General features: G+C 64.1%; 18 protein-coding genes and 1 pseudogene. 9 read left to right on the top strand and 10 right to left on the bottom strand.

Going from position 1 to position 16,584, the window contains the following annotated elements; all coding sequences use genetic code 11:
- The 4 genes from AC2FNY_RS20675 to AC2FNY_RS20690 all read left to right on the top strand — a co-directional run.
- Nucleotides 1-981, top strand: a 981-nt coding sequence (locus tag AC2FNY_RS20675; RefSeq protein WP_496803618.1) for a phosphopentomutase, incomplete at its 5' end; no start/stop codon positions are given.
- A complete protein-coding gene (locus tag AC2FNY_RS20680) occupies nt 978-1,979 on the top strand; it encodes an adenosine deaminase (RefSeq protein ID WP_496803619.1) in 1,002 nt (333 codons plus the stop codon). The genes AC2FNY_RS20675 and AC2FNY_RS20680, both read left to right, overlap by 4 nt.
- Entirely contained in the window at nt 1,976-2,608 is a 633-nt protein-coding gene (upp, locus tag AC2FNY_RS20685; RefSeq protein WP_234138832.1) for a uracil phosphoribosyltransferase, read from the top strand. The genes AC2FNY_RS20680 and upp overlap by 4 nt, the downstream gene beginning before the upstream one ends.
- 665 nt (nt 2,609-3,273) lie before the next feature.
- Nucleotides 3,274-3,882 (top strand): hypothetical protein, encoded by a 609-nt coding sequence (locus AC2FNY_RS20690; protein WP_234138834.1) that lies wholly within the window; start codon nt 3,274-3,276, stop codon nt 3,880-3,882.
- A gap of 68 nt (nt 3,883-3,950) precedes the next feature.
- Here AC2FNY_RS20690 and AC2FNY_RS20695 read toward each other — a convergent pair whose 3' ends face one another.
- On the bottom strand, nt 3,951-4,964 hold the full coding sequence (locus AC2FNY_RS20695; protein WP_234139051.1) for a hypothetical protein: 1,014 nt from the start codon (nt 4,962-4,964) through the stop codon (nt 3,951-3,953).
- A gap of 115 nt (nt 4,965-5,079) precedes the next feature.
- Here AC2FNY_RS20695 and AC2FNY_RS20700 point away from each other — a divergent pair, with 115 nt between their 5' ends.
- The 3 genes from AC2FNY_RS20700 (at nt 5,080) to AC2FNY_RS20710 (ending at nt 7,615) form a co-directional block, all read left to right on the top strand.
- Entirely contained in the window at nt 5,080-6,030 is a 951-nt protein-coding gene (locus AC2FNY_RS20700) for a DMT family transporter (RefSeq protein WP_496803620.1), read from the top strand.
- A 31-nt stretch (nt 6,031-6,061) separates the two neighbouring features.
- Nucleotides 6,062-6,709 (top strand): sulfotransferase family 2 domain-containing protein, encoded by a 648-nt coding sequence (locus tag AC2FNY_RS20705; RefSeq protein ID WP_234163097.1) that lies wholly within the window; start codon nt 6,062-6,064, stop codon nt 6,707-6,709.
- Between the two features lie 228 nt (nt 6,710-6,937).
- A complete protein-coding gene (locus AC2FNY_RS20710; protein WP_234138837.1) occupies nt 6,938-7,615 on the top strand; it encodes a Hint domain-containing protein in 678 nt (225 codons plus the stop codon).
- Nucleotides 7,616-7,684: 69 nt separating this feature from the next.
- Here the strand turns inward: AC2FNY_RS20710 and AC2FNY_RS20715 are convergent, their stop codons facing one another.
- The 9 genes from AC2FNY_RS20715 to AC2FNY_RS20755 all read right to left on the bottom strand — a co-directional run bounded on the left by AC2FNY_RS20715 (nt 7,685) and on the right by AC2FNY_RS20755 (nt 15,891).
- Nucleotides 7,685-9,886, bottom strand: a complete 2,202-nt coding sequence (locus AC2FNY_RS20715; protein ID WP_496803621.1) for a 3-hydroxyacyl-CoA dehydrogenase NAD-binding domain-containing protein — start codon at nt 9,884-9,886, stop codon at nt 7,685-7,687.
- Nucleotides 9,879-10,367, bottom strand: a complete 489-nt coding sequence (locus AC2FNY_RS20720) for a cupin domain-containing protein (RefSeq protein WP_496803622.1) — start codon at nt 10,365-10,367, stop codon at nt 9,879-9,881. Before AC2FNY_RS20720 ends, AC2FNY_RS20715 begins: the two co-directional genes overlap by 8 nt.
- On the bottom strand, nt 10,367-11,578 hold the full coding sequence (locus AC2FNY_RS20725) for an acetyl-CoA C-acetyltransferase (RefSeq protein ID WP_234138840.1): 1,212 nt from the start codon (nt 11,576-11,578) through the stop codon (nt 10,367-10,369). Before AC2FNY_RS20725 ends, AC2FNY_RS20720 begins: the two co-directional genes overlap by 1 nt.
- A 10-nt stretch (nt 11,579-11,588) precedes the next feature.
- On the bottom strand, nt 11,589-12,227 hold the full coding sequence (locus AC2FNY_RS20730; RefSeq protein WP_496803623.1) for a glutathione S-transferase family protein: 639 nt from the start codon (nt 12,225-12,227) through the stop codon (nt 11,589-11,591).
- Nucleotides 12,228-12,496: 269 nt separating this feature from the next.
- A complete protein-coding gene (locus AC2FNY_RS20735; RefSeq protein ID WP_011048616.1) occupies nt 12,497-12,709 on the bottom strand; it encodes a hypothetical protein in 213 nt (70 codons plus the stop codon).
- A gap of 52 nt (nt 12,710-12,761) precedes the next feature.
- Nucleotides 12,762-14,543, bottom strand: a complete 1,782-nt coding sequence (locus AC2FNY_RS20740) for an acyl-CoA dehydrogenase C-terminal domain-containing protein (protein WP_234138842.1) — start codon at nt 14,541-14,543, stop codon at nt 12,762-12,764.
- Nucleotides 14,544-14,587: 44 nt separating this feature from the next.
- A complete protein-coding gene (locus AC2FNY_RS20745; protein ID WP_234138843.1) occupies nt 14,588-14,989 on the bottom strand; it encodes a MerR family transcriptional regulator in 402 nt (133 codons plus the stop codon).
- 218 nt (nt 14,990-15,207) lie between these two features.
- Complete coding sequence (locus AC2FNY_RS20750; RefSeq protein WP_234138844.1) at nt 15,208-15,402, bottom strand: hypothetical protein; 195 nt, start codon at nt 15,400-15,402, stop codon at nt 15,208-15,210.
- Nucleotides 15,403-15,522: 120 nt separating this feature from the next.
- Nucleotides 15,523-15,891, bottom strand: a complete 369-nt coding sequence (locus AC2FNY_RS20755; protein WP_234138845.1) for a MerR family transcriptional regulator — start codon at nt 15,889-15,891, stop codon at nt 15,523-15,525.
- A gap of 117 nt (nt 15,892-16,008) precedes the next feature.
- On the opposite strand from AC2FNY_RS20755, the gene AC2FNY_RS20760 reads away from it, so the two are divergent.
- Together AC2FNY_RS20760 and AC2FNY_RS20765 are read left to right on the top strand one after the other, a co-directional pair.
- The gene (locus AC2FNY_RS20760; RefSeq protein ID WP_496803624.1) at nt 16,009-16,428 is read left to right on the top strand and encodes a PaaI family thioesterase; all 420 of its coding nucleotides are present in this window, start codon (nt 16,009-16,011) and stop codon (nt 16,426-16,428) included.
- A gap of 1 nt (nt 16,429) precedes the next feature.
- Nucleotides 16,430-16,584, top strand: a pseudogene (locus tag AC2FNY_RS20765) (PaaI family thioesterase); the annotation flags it as partial.

Genomic DNA, 16,584 nt, shown 5'->3' on the forward strand with positions numbered 1-16,584 from the left:
ACGCCGGGGCTGGCGGCGGACCCAATCGGCCTCTGGGGCTGCGCGCGCGAACACAGCCGGGGCAAGGACACGCCGTCGGGCCATTGGGAGCTGGCGGGCCTGCCGGTGCCGTGGGACTGGCACTATTTCCCTCAAACGACCCCCGCCTTTCCGGATGATCTGGCACAGGCGGTGGCCGAGGCTGCTGGCAGCGACGGTATCCTTGGCAATTGCCACGCTTCGGGCACGGTGATCATCGACCGCCACGGGGCCGAGCATATGCGGACGGGTCAGCCCATTTGCTACACCTCCGCCGACAGCGTGTTCCAGATCGCCGCGCATGAGGAGACCTTTGGCCTCGACCGGCTCTTGGCGCTGTGCAAGGCCGTCGCGCCGCGCCTGCATGCGATGAAGGTAGGGCGGGTGATCGCGCGGCCCTTTGTCGGTACGCCCGAGACCGGTTTCACCCGCACCACCAACCGCAAGGATTTTGCCGTCACCCCGCCCGCGCCGGTGCTAACCAACTGGGCGCAGGATGCGGGCCGCCATGTGCACGGCGTTGGCAAGATCGGCGATATCTTCTCGATGCAGGGGATCGATGATGTGGTCAAAGGGTCGGATGCCGAGCTGATGACCCATCTTGCCCGGCTGGTCGCCACCGCCGAAGAGGGCAGCCTGACCTTTGCCAATTTTGTCGAGTTCGACAGCCTTTACGGCCACCGCCGCGACATCAGCGGATATGCACGGGCGCTGGAGTGGTTTGACCGTGAGGTCGGGCAAATCCTGCAAAGCCTGCGGCCCGGTGACCTGATGGTTCTGACCGCCGATCATGGCAACGATCCCAGCTGGAGCGGTACCGATCACACCCGCGAACAGGTGCCGGTTCTGGTGGCCGGGCGTGGCGCCGGGCAGATCGGACAGGTGAATTTCGCCGATATCGCTGCCTCGGTCGCGGCGCATCTGGCTATTCCGGCGCAGGGACCGGGGAGGAGTTTCCTGTGAGCGAAGAACAGCCCCCGGTCGCCGACCTGCCCAAGGTCGAATTGCACCTGCATCACGAAGGCGCGGCACCGCCCGCCCTGATCCGGCAGCTGGCGCATGAGAAAAAGATCGACCTGCGCGGCATCTTCAAGCCCGACGGGTCCTATGATTTCCGCGATTTCACCCATTTCCTGAGCATCTACGAAGCCGCTTCCTCGGTGCTGACCGGCCCCGAGGAATTCCGCCGCCTGACCTGGGCCATCCTGGAACAAAGCGCCGAGAACGGGGTGGTCTATTCCGAGACCTTCCTCAGCCCCGATTTCTGCGGTGGCGGCGATGTCGCCGCCTGGCGCGACTACCTGGCGGCCATCCGCGATGCTGCGGACGCGGCCGAGGCGAAACTGGGCATCACCCTGCGTGGTGTCGTCACCTGTGTGCGCCATTTCGGCCCCGATCAGGCCAAGCGCGCCGCCCGCTGCGCTGCCGAGACGGCGGGCGACTGGATCGTGGGGTTCGGCATGGGCGGCAACGAGGGTGTGGGCAAACAGGGCGATTATGCCTGGTCCTTCGACTGTGCGCGCGAGGCGGGGCTGAGACTCACCACCCATGCGGGCGAATTTGGCGGGCCGGAAAGCGTGCGAGACGCGGTGCGTGTGCTGGGGGTCGAACGCATCGGCCATGGGGTGCGCGCCATCGAGGACCCCGATCTGGTGCATGAACTGGCCGACCGGGGCGTCACGCTCGAGGTCTGTCCCGGCTCGAACGTGGTGCTGGGCCTTTACCCCTCGTTTGCGGCCCATCCCATCGCGCGGCTGCGCGACGCGGGTGTCCGCGTCACCATATCCACCGACGATCCGCCGTTTTTCCATACCACGATGCGGCGCGAATATGAGATGCTGGCCAAGGCCTTTGGCTGGGGGGCAGAGGATTTCGCCCACCTGAACGCCACGGCGCTTGGCGCGGCATTCTGCGATGAAGACACCCGGAGCCGGGTCGCAAAGAGACTGGAGACATCATGAACGAACATCTGACCGTCGTCGACCACCCGCTGGTGCAGCACAAACTGACCCTGATGCGGGACAAGGGCACCTCGACCGCATCATTCCGCCAGCTTCTGCGCGAGATCACCCAGCTTTTGGCCTATGAGGTCACGCGTGAGATGCCGCTGACCACCCGCACCATCGAGACCCCGCTGGAAGAGATGGAGGCGCCTATACTCGCGGGCAAGAAGCTGGCGCTGGTGTCGATCCTGCGGGCGGGCAACGGCATGCTCGACGGGGTGCTGGAACTGGTCCCTTCGGCGCGGGTCGGCTTTGTCGGCCTTTATCGCGACGAGGAAACGCTGCAACCGGTGCAGTATTATTTCAAGGTGCCCGAAGGGTTGCAGGATCGGCTGGTGATCGCGGTCGATCCTATGCTGGCCACAGGCAATAGTTCCGCCGCAGCCATCGACCTGCTGAAACAGGCTGGCGCCACCGATATCCGCTTCCTCTGCCTGCTGGCCGCGCCCGAAGGCGTGGCGCGGATGAAAGAGGCGCACCCGGATGTGCCGATCGTCACCGCTTCGCTCGACCGGGCGCTGAACTCCAAGGGCTATATCATGCCGGGCCTGGGCGATGCCGGTGACCGCATGTTCGGCACGAAATAGGGGCAGATTGCGGCAACTGTCGCTTTACTAACTATGGGATTTCCTGCATCCTGCGTCCACATCTTGTGGGGGCAGGTATGCGAGTTACAAGAATTGTTGCGCTTTCGGTGATCGGGCTCAGTATCGGATTCAGTACGCTGAACGCTCAGACGTTGCGCAACGCGACACCACCGGCCGAGTTTCCGCCCACTTCCTACCAGGGCAAGCAATACGTTGACAGCCGTGGGTGCATCTATATCCGCGCTGGCATAGACGGTAATGTGACCTGGGTGCCACGCGTCTCTCGCGAGCGCAAGCAAGTCTGTGGTTACAAGCCTACCGCAGTGGCCGGGGCGACCAAGGCCGCGCCGCAACAAGCAGCGCCGAAGGTGATCACCCTCGACCAGCCTGCAGCGAAACCCACGACCAGGACAACCGCCACCGCGACGCCGAAACCGCAGGTGCGCACGGCGGCTAGCCCAGCACCCCGAACAGCTCCGGCGACAACCGTCCGCACAACGCCTGCAACGACGGTTCGCACCGCGACCACACCCCGGACGCCGACAATCCGGGCCGCCACCGCGCGCCCTGTCGCGGTACCGACTACCCGGACCACCACCGCGCGCCCGACTTCGGTCGCCGTGCCCGTGGCACCGGCCGCAGCGCCTGCGCAGGTAAAGCCACGCATGGTTGCGCCAGCTGCGGCGACGGGGGGCTGTTCCAACGCTTCGACACTGAGCCAGCGCTATATCAATCAGACCGGAGTGCGCTGCGGACCACAGGCAGAGCCTCCGATCACCTATGGCACCCGCAAGAACTCGTCGCTGAAAGTAGGCGACACCGGAGTTCGCGTTTCGCTCAACACCCGCGTCGTGCCACAACATATCTACGACAAACGTCAGAACACCACCAATGTGCAGATTCCGGCCGGCTATCGGCCAGTCTGGACCGACGATCGGCTCAACCCGCATAGGGCCGAACGCACCCTGCGCCCGGCGATCCAGTATAGCAGTTTCAACACCCCCACAGGGTTCCGAGCTGTTCATCGCGAGGATGGCCGGTTGAACCCGCTGCGCGGTATGCGTACTGCCGAAGGGGACGCACAGATGGAACAGCTTTGGACTCGCGAACTGCCGCGTACCCTGCTGCCGGTCGAGACCAATCCCAGAACGATCACCGTGGTGCATGGCGAACGGGCATATACAAATGGTGCCAAGCCACCTCTGCATTTGCGATTGTCAACGCGCAGCGCCCCGGCCGGTACGGCGGGTAAGGTGACGCGAAGCAGCCGCTGATTATGTTTTTTTAGCGAAAAGGGCCGCCAACCTGGCGGCCCTTTTCGTTTGTGACCGGAGCGGGTGTCTTAGCCGCCGCAGATATCCTGCAACCGAACCCAGTCGCGATCGGCCAGAACCGGTTCCAGCGTGCGTCCCGTCATCGGGTCGGCCTCGATCAGGCCCAGCACGGTTTCGCCGGTGATGTCGCGCGCATAGGCATAAGGTGACGACGGGATCGCTGCCTGGCTGAACACTCCCAGCAGCGTTTCATCGGGAAGATCGGGGCGTGGTTCGGCCAGCACGCGCTCGGCATAGCTGTCAAGAATGCCAGGTGTCAGTGAACCGGTCGTCAACAGCCGGAACGACGCGACAGGGCCAGCGCGATAAAGCAGGTCATCGAGCGGATCCTGGGCCTGAGCCCGGGCGCGCTCTGCCAGGATGTAACCCGCGGCGATGGAACTGTCCTCGTGATCACCGATCAGCGCGTGGTTCAGAACTACGATACCGCCAGGTAAGAACAAGCTGTCCGCGCGCCCTCCGGGCACCACGACCAGCCGCCGCACACCAGTGCGTTGGGCAAGCCGGGACAGGATCGCGTCGGTCTCCTCGCCGGTACAAGCCTGCCCGGTGACCCGCTCTACGCGGACCAGAACTGCGCGGCCGATCTCTTGCCGCTTGATCTCGGGAACCACCGCTACCACATGCCGCCTCAAGGCGCCGGGCAGCCAAAGGGCCAGTCCCGCCAGCACAACCGTCATCACCAGCGCCACAGTAATCCAGCGGATGCGACCGGGACGGGCCCGCCGGCTGTCTATGGCCCGTTGCAGGCGGTCTATTGCGGTGATCATCGTGGTCTCGCCTTCGGCCAGTTCCAGCGTTTCGCCCGGATCACCGTCGGGGGAATAGAGCGCCGGGAATGCGCCGGGGTTTTGTCGTTCCAATGCCGCCAGCGACCAGTGGGTCAGGGCCCGATCATTGAAATCAGAGATCGTCAGCGTCGCTTCGCCGATCGAGACCAGAACCTCACGCCTCTGAGCTTCTGGCGCAGGGCGCCAGAGGCCGGTTGCCTCGATCCGTTCGTATTGCTTGAGCGCTGTCATGCCTGGTACGGGATGCTCGTTCTCGTTTTTCATCAGACTACACCGTTGCCGGGCCAGCGGCAAATGGGTAGCGCGGTGTCTGAGGTCGCAGGAAAAACCTGTCTCCGGTGTCGCTTTGGGACAAGACCAGTTCGCAAGCCCCGACTATTCCGTCGGGATGCAGGCAGAAAATCCTTCGGCGCCCCTGGCGGCGGCACTCTACATGATCGCGGCGATGAGCATCATCGGCGTGATCGACAATTTCGTGATCCGGCTGGCCGAGAGCATCGGGCTGTGGCAGTTCCATTTCACCCGCGCGGTGATGATGCTGCCCCTGGTGGCGCTGATGTCTCTGATGGGTCTGGGTGGATTGCTGCCGCGCCGCAAGGGCTGGGTCCTGTTGCGCAGCCTGTTGTTGACGGTGGCGATGCTGTTCTATTTCAGTGCTTTGGCCTTCATGCCGATCGCGCAGGCGCTGGCGGGGTTGTTCACCTCGCCGATCTTCGTGCTGCTGATCACCGCCTTTGGATTGCGCCAGCGGATCGGACCCTGGCGCATCCTGGCGGTTCTGATGGGCTTTGCCGGTATCCTGTTCGTGTTGCAACCCGATCCGGCCGCCTTCGATGCGACGGTGCTGATCCCGGTTGCGGGAGGGTTCTTCTATGCGTTGGGTGCGGTGGTCACCCGCAACCACTGCGCGGGCGAGAGCACGGCGGCGCTGCTGGCGGCGATGGTGACGGCGTTGGGCCTGACCGGTCTGGCGGGATTGATCTGGCTGGCGTTCTTTCCTGCGGCGCCGGTGCCTGGGCCGGACGGGTTCGTCGCGCGCGGCTGGGTCTGGCCGATGACCGAGGCGATGCCTTGGGTTGCGCTTCAGGCAGTGGGATCGGCCACCGCCGTCTTCATGTTGATCCGGGCCTATCAACTGGGCGAGCCCTCTTATGTCTCTGTCTTCGAATTCTCGGTGATGATCTTTGGTCCGCTCTTTGCCTGGGTCGTGCTGGGCGTGGGGTTGGGGCCCTGGCAAATGCTGGGCATCGGGCTGATCGTGCTGGCGGGCGCGATCATCGCGCTCAGATCGGGTTGAGGGCCGCTGTCCGCGTCGCTACCGTGACGGCATGATCATTTCACCGGGTCGCGGCTATATCTTCGTGCACATCCCCAAGACGGGCGGCACCTCGCTGGCGCTGGCGCTGGAGGCGCGGGCGATGAAGGATGACATCCTGATCGGCGACACACCCAAGGCGATCCGCCGGCGCGGTCGTCTGAAGGGGGTTCGGGCGCGCGGTCGCTTGTGGAAACATTCGACCCTGGCCGATATCGACGGGCTGATCGCGCCTGAGGCGCTGGCCGACCTCTTTGCCTTCACCCTTGTGCGCAATCCCTGGGACCGGGCTGTCAGCTATTATCACTGGCTGCGGGTGCAGGGCTTTGACCATCCGGCGGTACATCTGGCCCGGCGGGTGGAGTTCGAGGGTTTTGTCACCGCTCCGCAGACGCTGGCGGCCTTTCGTGCGGCCCCGGCCCCCAGCTATATGCGCCGGGCCGACGGGGTGGAACACTGCGCCGCCTATATCCGGCTGGAGCATCTGGAGACCGATCTGGCACCGCTGACCGCGCATCTGGGCTTTGCGCTGGACATGCCGCGCGCGAACCGGTCCGAGCGCGCCGCCGATTATCGCACGTACTACTCGGACCGCGCCGCCGAGGCCTTGGGCGAGGCCTGTGCAAGCGATATCGCTCGGTTTGGTTACCGCTTCGACTAGGGGGCTGTTGCGCGCTCGGCGTCAATCCGCCAGACCGCGCGGCATTGTCCGAAATAGCCCGGCCAATGCCACAATTTCTCCCTTGTCGCGGCCTGTTTCCGGCCCTCGAATCGAGTGTCCTGTCCTCACAACTTGGTTAATCCGGCAAGCCAGGCTCTTGCTGCTGCCACATGAGGGACGGCGCGTATGTTCGGATGGAAACAAAAAGGAGCGGGGGAGAGTCCCGTCATGGAAGACGCTATGGCGATGCTCGACGGACCGCTGATCACAGGGCAATCGGGGTTCCTGGCGGGAACCTCGATCGCCTCCAATCTTGGCTGGCAACCCGTGGAAACGCTCAAGGTGGGCGACAAGGTACTGACCTTTGACCATGCCATGCAGACGGTTGCCGATATCCAAAGGGAGACGGTGACGTTGCCGACCGATCGGCCAACCGCGTTGCACCCGGTTCGGGTGCCAAAAGGGGCGTGCCACAACCGACAAGATTTGTGGCTGATGCCCGATCAGGGCCTGCTGGTGGAATGCGAGGCGGTGCTGGATACGCTGGGCGATCCCTATGCGGTGGTGCCCGCCCGCCTGCTGCGTGGCTATCGCGGTATCGCGGCGGGTCGGCCCAGCGACCGGATAGAGCTGACCACGCTGGCCTTTCGCCAGGACGAAGTGATCTATGTCGAGGGCGGGTTACTTGTCCATTGCCCGGCACCCCGGCAACTGCTGGACAGCGCTGATATTTCGCACAAAGCGCTATACGAACGGCTTGGTGGCGCGGCGGCGCGGTTCCTGGTCAACTGCCTGATCGACGATGATGACGATCGCGCGCTGGGCTGCGAACCTGCTGATCTACCCAACCTGCCGATGCGTCCGCCACGCCCTGGCCGCCCGGTTGCGCCGAACCCGTTCGGCTGATCAGACCCCCCCTTATGACAAACCGGCGCCTCCGTGAGAGGGCGCCGGTACTCTTTTTCAGGCCGCGTTTCAGGCCGCCGATTTCGCCTCGGGGTCGAAACGTCCATAGAAGCTCTGGCCCTTGTCGGCCATTTCGCGGAGCAGCGGCGGGCAGGCGAAGCGCTCGCCGTATTTCGCCGCCAGCTGGTCGCAGCGGTCCGCCGCATAGGGCGTGCCGATGATGTCGATCCAGCTGAGCGGGCCGCCCGACCAGGGGGCAAAGCCCCAGGCCAGGATGGCGCCCACGTCGCCTTCGCGGATGTCTTCCAGCACGCCTTCCTCCAGCGCGCGGACCGCTTCCAGCACCTGGGCGAACATCAGCCGTTCCTGAACCTCGATCAGGTCGGGTTGTTCGTCGGCCAGCGGGTACTTGTCCTGGAGGCCTTTCCAGTAGCCGGTGCGCTTGCCCTTGTCGTCATAGTCGAAGAAGCCCGCATTGGCCTTGCGGCCCATCCGCCCCAGCTCTTCCATCCAGAAGATCAGGTCATCCGCCGGGCTTTCGGGATAGGCATCGCCCATCGCCGCCTTGGTCGCCCGCGCGATCTTGGCGCCGAGATCGATCGAGGTCTCGTCGGTCAGCTGGATCGGACCCACCGGGAAGCCCAACTGCCGCGCCGCATTGTCGATCAGCACCGGCGACACGCCTTCGGTGATCATCCGCGCGCCTTCGTTGACATAGGGGATGATGCAGCGGTTGCAGTAGAAGAAGCGCGCATCATTGACCACGATCGGGGTCTTGCGGATCTGGCGCACGTAATCCAGCGCCTTGGCCACCGCGCGCGGTCCGGTTTCCTTGCCCTTGATGATCTCGACCAGCAGCATCTTCTCGACCGGCGAGAAGAAGTGGATGCCGATGAACTGCTCGGGCCGCACGCTTGCCTTGGCCAGGCCGGTGATCGGCAGGGTCGAGGTGTTGGAGGCAAAGATGCAGTCCTCGGGGATGATCGCCTCGACCTTCTTGGTCATCTCGGCCTTGACGCCCGGATCTTCGAACACCGCCTCGATGATCAGGTCACAGCCCTTGAGCGCGTCCAGATCCGGGGTGGCGGTGATCAGGCCCAGCATCGCCTCTTTCTTTTCGGCGGTAACCTTGCCGCGCTTCATCCCCTTGTCGAGATAGGCTTCGGTATAGGCCTTGCCCTTGTCGGCGGCGGCCTGGTCACGGTCGATCAGAACGACCTCCATGCCCGCCTGCGCGCTGACCAGCGCGATGCCCGCGCCCATCATGCCCGCGCCCAGCACGCCTAGTTTCTTGACCCGCTGGTCGGGGATGTCCTTGGGCCGCACGGCGCCTTTTTCCAGCGCCTGCTTGTTGATGAAGAGGCTGCGGATCATGGCCGAGGAGGAGGGGTTCATCAGTACATGGGTGAACCAGCGCGCCTCGATGCGCAGCGCGGTGTCGAAATCGACCAGCGCGCCCTCGTAGATGGCGCTCAACAGCGCCTTGGGCGCGGGGAAGGCACCCTGGGTCTTGCCGTTGACCATGGCCGAGGCGCCGACAAAGGTCATGAAACCCGCTGGATGATAGGGGGCGCCGCCGGGCATCTTGTATCCCTTGGCGTCCCAGGGTTTGACCAGATCGGCATCCTTGGCGTTCAGCACCCATTCCTTGGCCGCGGCGACCGGATCATCCGCCAGGGCATCGACCATCTGCGCGCCCTTGGCCTTGGCCGGGTCCATCATCTTGCCTTCCAAGAGGACCGGGGCCGCCGCCATGGCGCCCACCATGCGGGAATAGCGGATGGTGCCGCCGCCGCCGGGGAAGATGCCCAGCAGGATCTCGGGCAGGCCGATCTTGGCCTTGGGATTGCTGGTCATCACCCGGTGGTGACAGGCCAGCGCGATCTCGGTGCCGATCCCGGCGCAGGTGCCGTTGATGGCGCAGGCCACCGGCTTGCCGCCCTTCTTGGTCTTGGGGTCCATGCCCGCCAGTTCCAGCTTGCGCAGGATGCGGTGGCCGCCCATGACAAAGTCGAACAGGCCCTGAGCCGGGTTGTCGCCCGCTTCCTCGCGGATCACCGCCAGCGTGTTCAGGTCCATGCCACCGGCAAAATCCGACTTGCCGCTGGTGATGACGATGCCCTTGACCTCGTCATCGGCCAGCGCCTGATCGACCAGGCTGTCAACCAGTTCAAAGGCCTCGCGGGTCATCACGTTCATCGACTTGCCCTGAGCATCCCAGGTGATGAAGGCGACGCCGTCGGCGTCCTTGGTCAGTGTAAAATCACTCATTGTCGTCTCCGATCTGGTCAGCCGTCAGCGGGCTGCCATCCTTGCGGGTGAAAGCGAAGCCCGAGGCATCCTGTTTCACCATCATGTCCATATCGCTGTAAAAAGCGGTCTCGGTCGGGGTCCGCGTGCCCACCACCAGGAAGGTGGCGGGCGCATCGGTGCGATTGACGAACTGGTGCCCGTTCGGGTCGCCAGCGGGAAAGGTGGCGCAGTCGCCCGGAACCATCGGATGCTCGCCCTGGTCGTCGATCAGAACCAGCGCACCCTCGGTCACCATTACGAACTCGTCCTGCTCCATGTGGTAATGGCGCAGCGACGACATCGCTCCGGGTTCCAGCCGCACGAGGTTGACACCGAACTGGCTCAGCCCGCCGGCATCGCCCAGGCGCAGGCTGGATCGGCCATCCATGGCCGCGTTCAGCCGACCCGGATAGACCGAGCCGATACGCCGTTCGATACTGTCGAGGTCCAGTTTCGGCATCACACGCGCTCGATGATCGTGGCCGCGCCCATGCCGGACGCGATGCAGAGCGTTGCAAGACCGGTTTCCAGGTCACGACGCTCCAGCTCGTCCAGCAGGGTGCCGATGATGATCGCGCCGGTGGCGCCCAGCGGGTGACCCATGGCAATCGAGCCGCCGTTGACGTTGACCAGCGCCGGGTCGACATCAAAGGCCTGCTGGAAGCGCAGGACGACCGATGCAAAGGCCTCGTTCACCTCAAACAGGTCGAGATCGCCGATCTTCATGCCGTTATCGGCCAGGATCTTTTCGGTCACCGGCACCGGGCCGGTCAGCATGATGGTCGGATCGGTGCCGATCTTGGCGGTGGCCTTGATGCGCGCGCGCGGCTTCAGCCCGTATTTCTCGCCGAATTCCTTGTTGCCGATCAGCACGCCGGCGGCGCCGTCCACGATGCCCGAGGAGTTGCCCGCATGGTGGATATGGTTGATCCGCTCCAGATGCGGGTATTTCAGCATCGCGATCTTGTCGAAGCCGGGCATCTGCTCGCCCATCATCTGGAAGGCGGGGTTGAGGCCGCCCAGAGACTGCATATCGGTGCCCGGACGCATGTATTCGTCATGATCCAGGATGGTCAGCCCGTTCTGGTCGCGTACCGGGATCACCGATTTGGCAAAGCGGCCCTCGTCCCAGGCCTCCTTGGCGCGGCGCTGGCTCTCCATCGCCAGCGCGTCGGCCTGGTCGCGGGTGAAGCCGTATTCGGTGGCGATGATGTCGGCCGAGATGCCCTGCGGCACGAAATAGGTCTCCATCGCGATGCTGGGATCGACGGCGATGGCGGCGCCGTCGCTGCCCATGGCCACGCGGCCCATCATCTCGACCCCGCCGGCGATATAGGCATCGCCCGCGCCGCCCTTGACCTGGTTGGCGGCCAGGTTCACCGCCTCCATGCCGCTGGCACAGAACCGGTTGATGGCAAGCCCCGGGATCGACTGGTCGAGATCCGAGGCCAGCACCGCGGTCCGCGCCAGGCAGCCGCCCTGTTCCATCACCTGGGTCACGTTGCCCCAGATCACGTCCTCGACCGCGTGACCTTCGAGATTGTTGCGCTCTTTCAGCGCGTTCAGCGTCAGCGCGCTGAGGCGCACCGAGGTCACCTCGTGCAGGCTGCCGTCCTTGCGGCCCTTGCCACGCGGTGTGCGCACGGCGTCATAGATATAAGCTTCGGTCATCTTGGTCTCCTCAAGCGCGATCCGACGGATTGCCGGGCATCAGGTCATAGGGGTGTTTCCAGCCGGGCAGGGCGGCGATGCGGTCCAGCCAGGCGTCGATATGGGGCCAGTCGGCGCGGTCAAAGCCGAAAGGTTCGGGATAATAGAGGTAGCCGCAGCAGCTGAGATCGGCATTGGTGGGGCCATCACCCACGATCCAGTCACGGCCCTCGAGATGGGCGTTCAGCGTGGCATAGGCGGCCTTGAGCCGGCCCTGATTGAAGGCGATCACCTCTTGCGGGCGCTTGTCCTCGGGCAGGAAGTTCATCAGGAAGCGGGTCAGACCGGCCATCGAGCTGAGCTTGTGGTTGTCCCACAGCACCCAGCGCAGGATCTCGTAATTCTCTTCACGGGTCTTGCCGCCGAACTTGCCGGATGCCTCGGTCACATAGGCCTGGATCGCGCCGGATTGCCCGGTCTTGAAATCGCCATCGACCAGCACCGGCGCCTCGCCCAGCGCATTGATATTGGCGCGGAATTCGGGCGTGCGGGTCTCGCCGCCGAAGAAGTCGACAAAGACCGGCTCCCAGTCGAGGCCCGAGAGTTGCAGCGCCAGCGCCGCCTTGTAGGAATTTCCGCTTTCTCCGAAGCAGTAGAGTTTGATCGTCATCGTCGCCTCCCTTGGCCAATGTCGCGGCGGGGGTTTCACACCCCCGCACCCCCGTGGAGTATTTCCGGCGAAATGAAGCAGGGGCCTCTTTACCGGGCATTAAGGTTAATCTGGTCTGTTTCCGGCTGCGGTACAGGCTGGAGAGCCGATGACCGCGCGGAGTGAAGCCCCGCCGTCCCGCCTGCGTTCCGCCTGGCGGTCGGGCCGGAGGGCGGGGTGGACACGCATGGTCTTCATTCCGCTGCAAATACTCTCGCCGAAGGCGTCTTTTACCGCTTGCGGTCGTCGAGCTCGGCGTTGAACAGGCGCAGCCGGTGGATCAGGTTCTCCTCGTTTATCACGCTGTTGAAATTCTCGAACAAGAAGGACAAGGCCTCGCCTTCGTCCAGCCCGGCCTCGCGCGAGAAGCTCTTGAGCCTGCGATAGCCGTCCTCGGTCATCGCAACCGGGAAGCGGCGGGTCAGGCGGAAACGTTTCGGCATCGGGCTCTCCTGTCGGGCTGGGGTGGGTGGGCATCTCTGCCCACCCGGCAGCTTAGAAGTTCGCCGCGTCCAGGGCCATGACCGTTTCGGCGCCGGTCTGGATGCGGGCCAGGTGCATGGCGGTGGCGGGCAGGCGGCGGGCCATGTAGTAGCGCCCGGTCGCGATCTTCGTCTCATAGAACGCGGTATCCGAGGCGCCGCCAGCCAGCGCGGCGCGGGCGGCCTTGGCCATCTGCGCCCACATCAGGCCCAGGCAGACATGGCCGAACATGTGCATGAAGTCATAGGAACCCGACAGCGCGTTGTTGGGGTTCTTCATGCCGTTCTGCATGAAATACATGCCCGCCGCCTGAAGATCCTTGGACGCCGCTTTCAGCGGTTCGATGAACCCCTTGTCATAGGCTTCGTCCTCGCCTGCGTTGTCCTTGCAGAAGGTCTTGACCAGTTCGAAGAAGGCCATCACGTGCTTGCCGCCGTCCTGGGCGAGCTTGCGGCCCACCAGGTCCAGCGCCTGCACGCCGTTGGCGCCTTCGTAGATCATCGCGATACGGGCGTCGCGGGTATATTGCGACATGCCCCATTCCTCGATGTAGCCATGGCCGCCATAGACCTGCTGCGCCTGCACGGTCATGTCATAGCCCTGATCGGTCAGGAAGCCCTTGATCACCGGTGTCAGCAGCGACACCAGCCCATCGGCATCCTTGTCGCCTGCGCGATGGGCCGCGTCGATCATGGTGGCGCCCCACAGGATGAAGGCGCGGGCGCCCTCGGTAAAGCTCTTCTGATCCATCAGGTTGCGACGGATGTCGGGGTGCACGATCAACGGATCGGCCGGGCCGTCGGGGTTCTTGGCCCCGGTCACGTCGCGGCCCTGAAGCCGGTCCTTGGCATATTCCAGCGCGTTCTGGTACGCGGCATCGGCCTGGGCCAGGCCCTGCATGCCGACACCCAGCCGCGCCTCGTTCATCATGGTGAACATGGCGCGCATGCCCTTGTGTTCCTCGCCCAGCAGATAGCCGGTGGCGCCGTCATAGTTCATCACGCAGGTCGAGTTGCCGTGGATGCCCATCTTTTCCTCGATCTTGCCGACCGAGACGGCATTGCGCGCGCCCAGGCTGCCATCCTCGTTCACCATGAACTTCGGCACAATGAACAGCGACACGCCCTTGATGCCCTCGGGACCGCCCACGATCTTGGCCAGCACCAGGTGCACGATGTTGTCGGCCATATCGTGATCGCCCGACGAGATGAAGATCTTCTGCCCGGTGATCTTGTAGGAACCGTCCGCCTGCGGTTCGGCCTTGGTGCGCATCAGGCCCAGATCGGTGCCGCAATGGGGCTCGGTCAGGTTCATGGTGCCGGTCCATTCGCAGGATACCATCTTGGGCAGATAGGTATCCTTCTGCGCGTCCGAGCCATGCGCCAGAATCGCCGAGGCGGCGCCATGGGTCAGGCCCTGATACATGGTGAAGGCCTGGTTCGAGGCCGAGAACATCTCGCCCACTGCGGTGCCGATCACATAGGGCATGTTCTGGCCGCCATATTGCTCGGGCATGTCCAGCCCGGTCCAGCCGCCTTCCTTGACCTGTTCAAAGGCGTCCTTGAACCCGGTCGGCGTGTAGACCACGCCGTTTTCCAGCCGGCAGCCCTCGGTATCGCCCACCGCGTTCAGCGGGTGCAGCACGTTGGTAGCGATCTTGCCGGCCTCTTCCAGCACGGCGCCGGTGAAATCGGCGTCCAGTTCGGCATAGCCGGGGGTGTCGGATTGCGAGACCTTGAGAACGTCGTGCAGGATGAACTGCGTGTCCTTGGTGGGGGCGGTATAGATGGGCATGGATGGCTCCCTGAAGTCGTGGGTCTGGTGTCGGATCAGGCGGCTTATTCGGCCGCCTTATTGGTGTCTTTCATCGAGGCAAGCACCTTCTCGCCCCAGCGCAGCTGTTCGCGCAGGTCGTCGATGGCCTGGGTCAGCTCGTCGCGCTGGGCCTCCATATCGGCAAGCCGCTCATGGGCGATCTCGTAGGTGCGGTTCAGCTGCATGTGCTGCTGGTCGCCCACGTGATAGAGGTCCAGCAGCTGGCGGATCTGCTCCAGGCTGAAGCCGAACCGCTTGCCACGCAGGATCAGCTTCAGCCGGGCGCGGTCGCGTTTGGTGAACAGGCGCTTCTGACCTTCCCGGACCGGGAACAGAAGCTCCTTGGATTCGTAGAACCGCAACGTGCGCGGCGTCACGTCATAGGCGTCGCACATTTCGCGGATGGTCATCAGGTCTTCGGTCATTCTCTCAATCTCTCGTCGCTGGCGTCATGGCAGAGAGGTGATCAGCTTGCCCGCCGTTTACAACATTCAGTTGACGTTGACGTAAGCTGAACGTCACGTCACTTTTTTGCTGACGTAAGATCAAGTCGCGGAAGGCGCCTTTGGCGACATTTCCTTACCCGGCGGAAGCCGCGTCCGAACTGTGTTTCGCGGCTGGTACCGACGGTAAAGCTGCGGAATCAGCGTCCGGTGGCACCGCCGCGTGGCCCGCGGTAGAAGTCGCTGCGCGCCTGACGGCGGGCGGCGATCTCGCGGTCCCATTGCGCCTGGTCGACGCCCGCAGGCGCGGTGCCATAGCCGGTTGGACCGGGATCACAGGCCGCCAGTGCAATGGCCGCGATCATCAGGGTCACAAGGAGTGCAGGGTTCGGCATCTGATCCTCCCGCAAAGGCCCCGCCGGCAGGTGCAGGGCAGGGTCCAGCCTGCGCCAGGCAGGGATCAAAGGCAACCCATCGGCGCGCGCGCCCGGATCACGTTTGCGGCAAGGAGCGGTTTACTTGATGCCTTTGGCGGTTTGTTCACGCAGCTGCTGCAACTCGCTCATGGCTTCTTCCAGTTGCTGCTGTTGCAGGCGCAATTCGTTCATCTGGCGGTCGGCCATTTCGACAAAGGCGGTCATCTGCGCCTGGTTGCCTTCGTCCTCGTAGATCAGCAGCCACTGACGGATTTCTTCCAGCGCAAATCCAAAGCGTCGGCCGCGCATGATCAGCTTCATCCGCGCCCGCTCGCGGGCGCCATAATAGCGGGCGCGACCCTCGCGGTCGGGCTGGAGGAGTTCGATATACTCGTAATATCTGAGCGTGCGCGGGGTCACGTCGAACTCGGCGCACATCTCCTTGAATGACAAACGCGTCTCGGGCATGTCCAATCTCCTTGCCCGCAACCTAGGGGCTTGCGAATTCCAGCGCAACTGCCGGGCTTGCCCTTTGTGTCGCGGCCTGCTCATAAAGGAGCGGAACAAAGGCGGGATCGCAAGCGCATGACAGACAAGGTGAAACTGGCCCGGCAATTCATCCAGGCGATACCCCATGCCAAGGCGCTGGGGCTGGAGTTGACCCATATCGGTCAGGGCGAGGCCGAGATTTCCATGCCCTACAACGCCGATCTGGTGGGCGATCCGCGCACCGGCGTCATCCATGGCGGCGCGGTGTCGGCGATGCTGGACACCTGCTGCGGCGCCGCAGTCATGAGTCATCCCGCAGCGCCGGGCGGAACTGCGACAATCGACCTCAGGATCGACTACATGCGGGCCGCGACCCCGGGGCAGACCATCACCACCCGTGCGACCTGTCATCATATCACGCGCAATGTGGCCTTTGTTCGTGCTGTTGCCACCGATGACGATACCGACCGTCCCGTCGCCACCGCTGCCGGTGCGTTTACCGTGGAGGGTCGCTGAGATGGCCCGGACCCGTCCCGAACCGATGCAGGTGGTCAAGCAGCGCCGCGATGCCGCGTTGAACGCGCTGGTCAGCGGCGTGCCCTATATCCGCTTTCTGGGCATCACCTTTGACCGGCGCGGGGATGAGCTGACCGGGGTGCTGAATTTCGACGA

It is taken from the genome of Ruegeria sp. BHSC223, assembly GCF_059613025.1.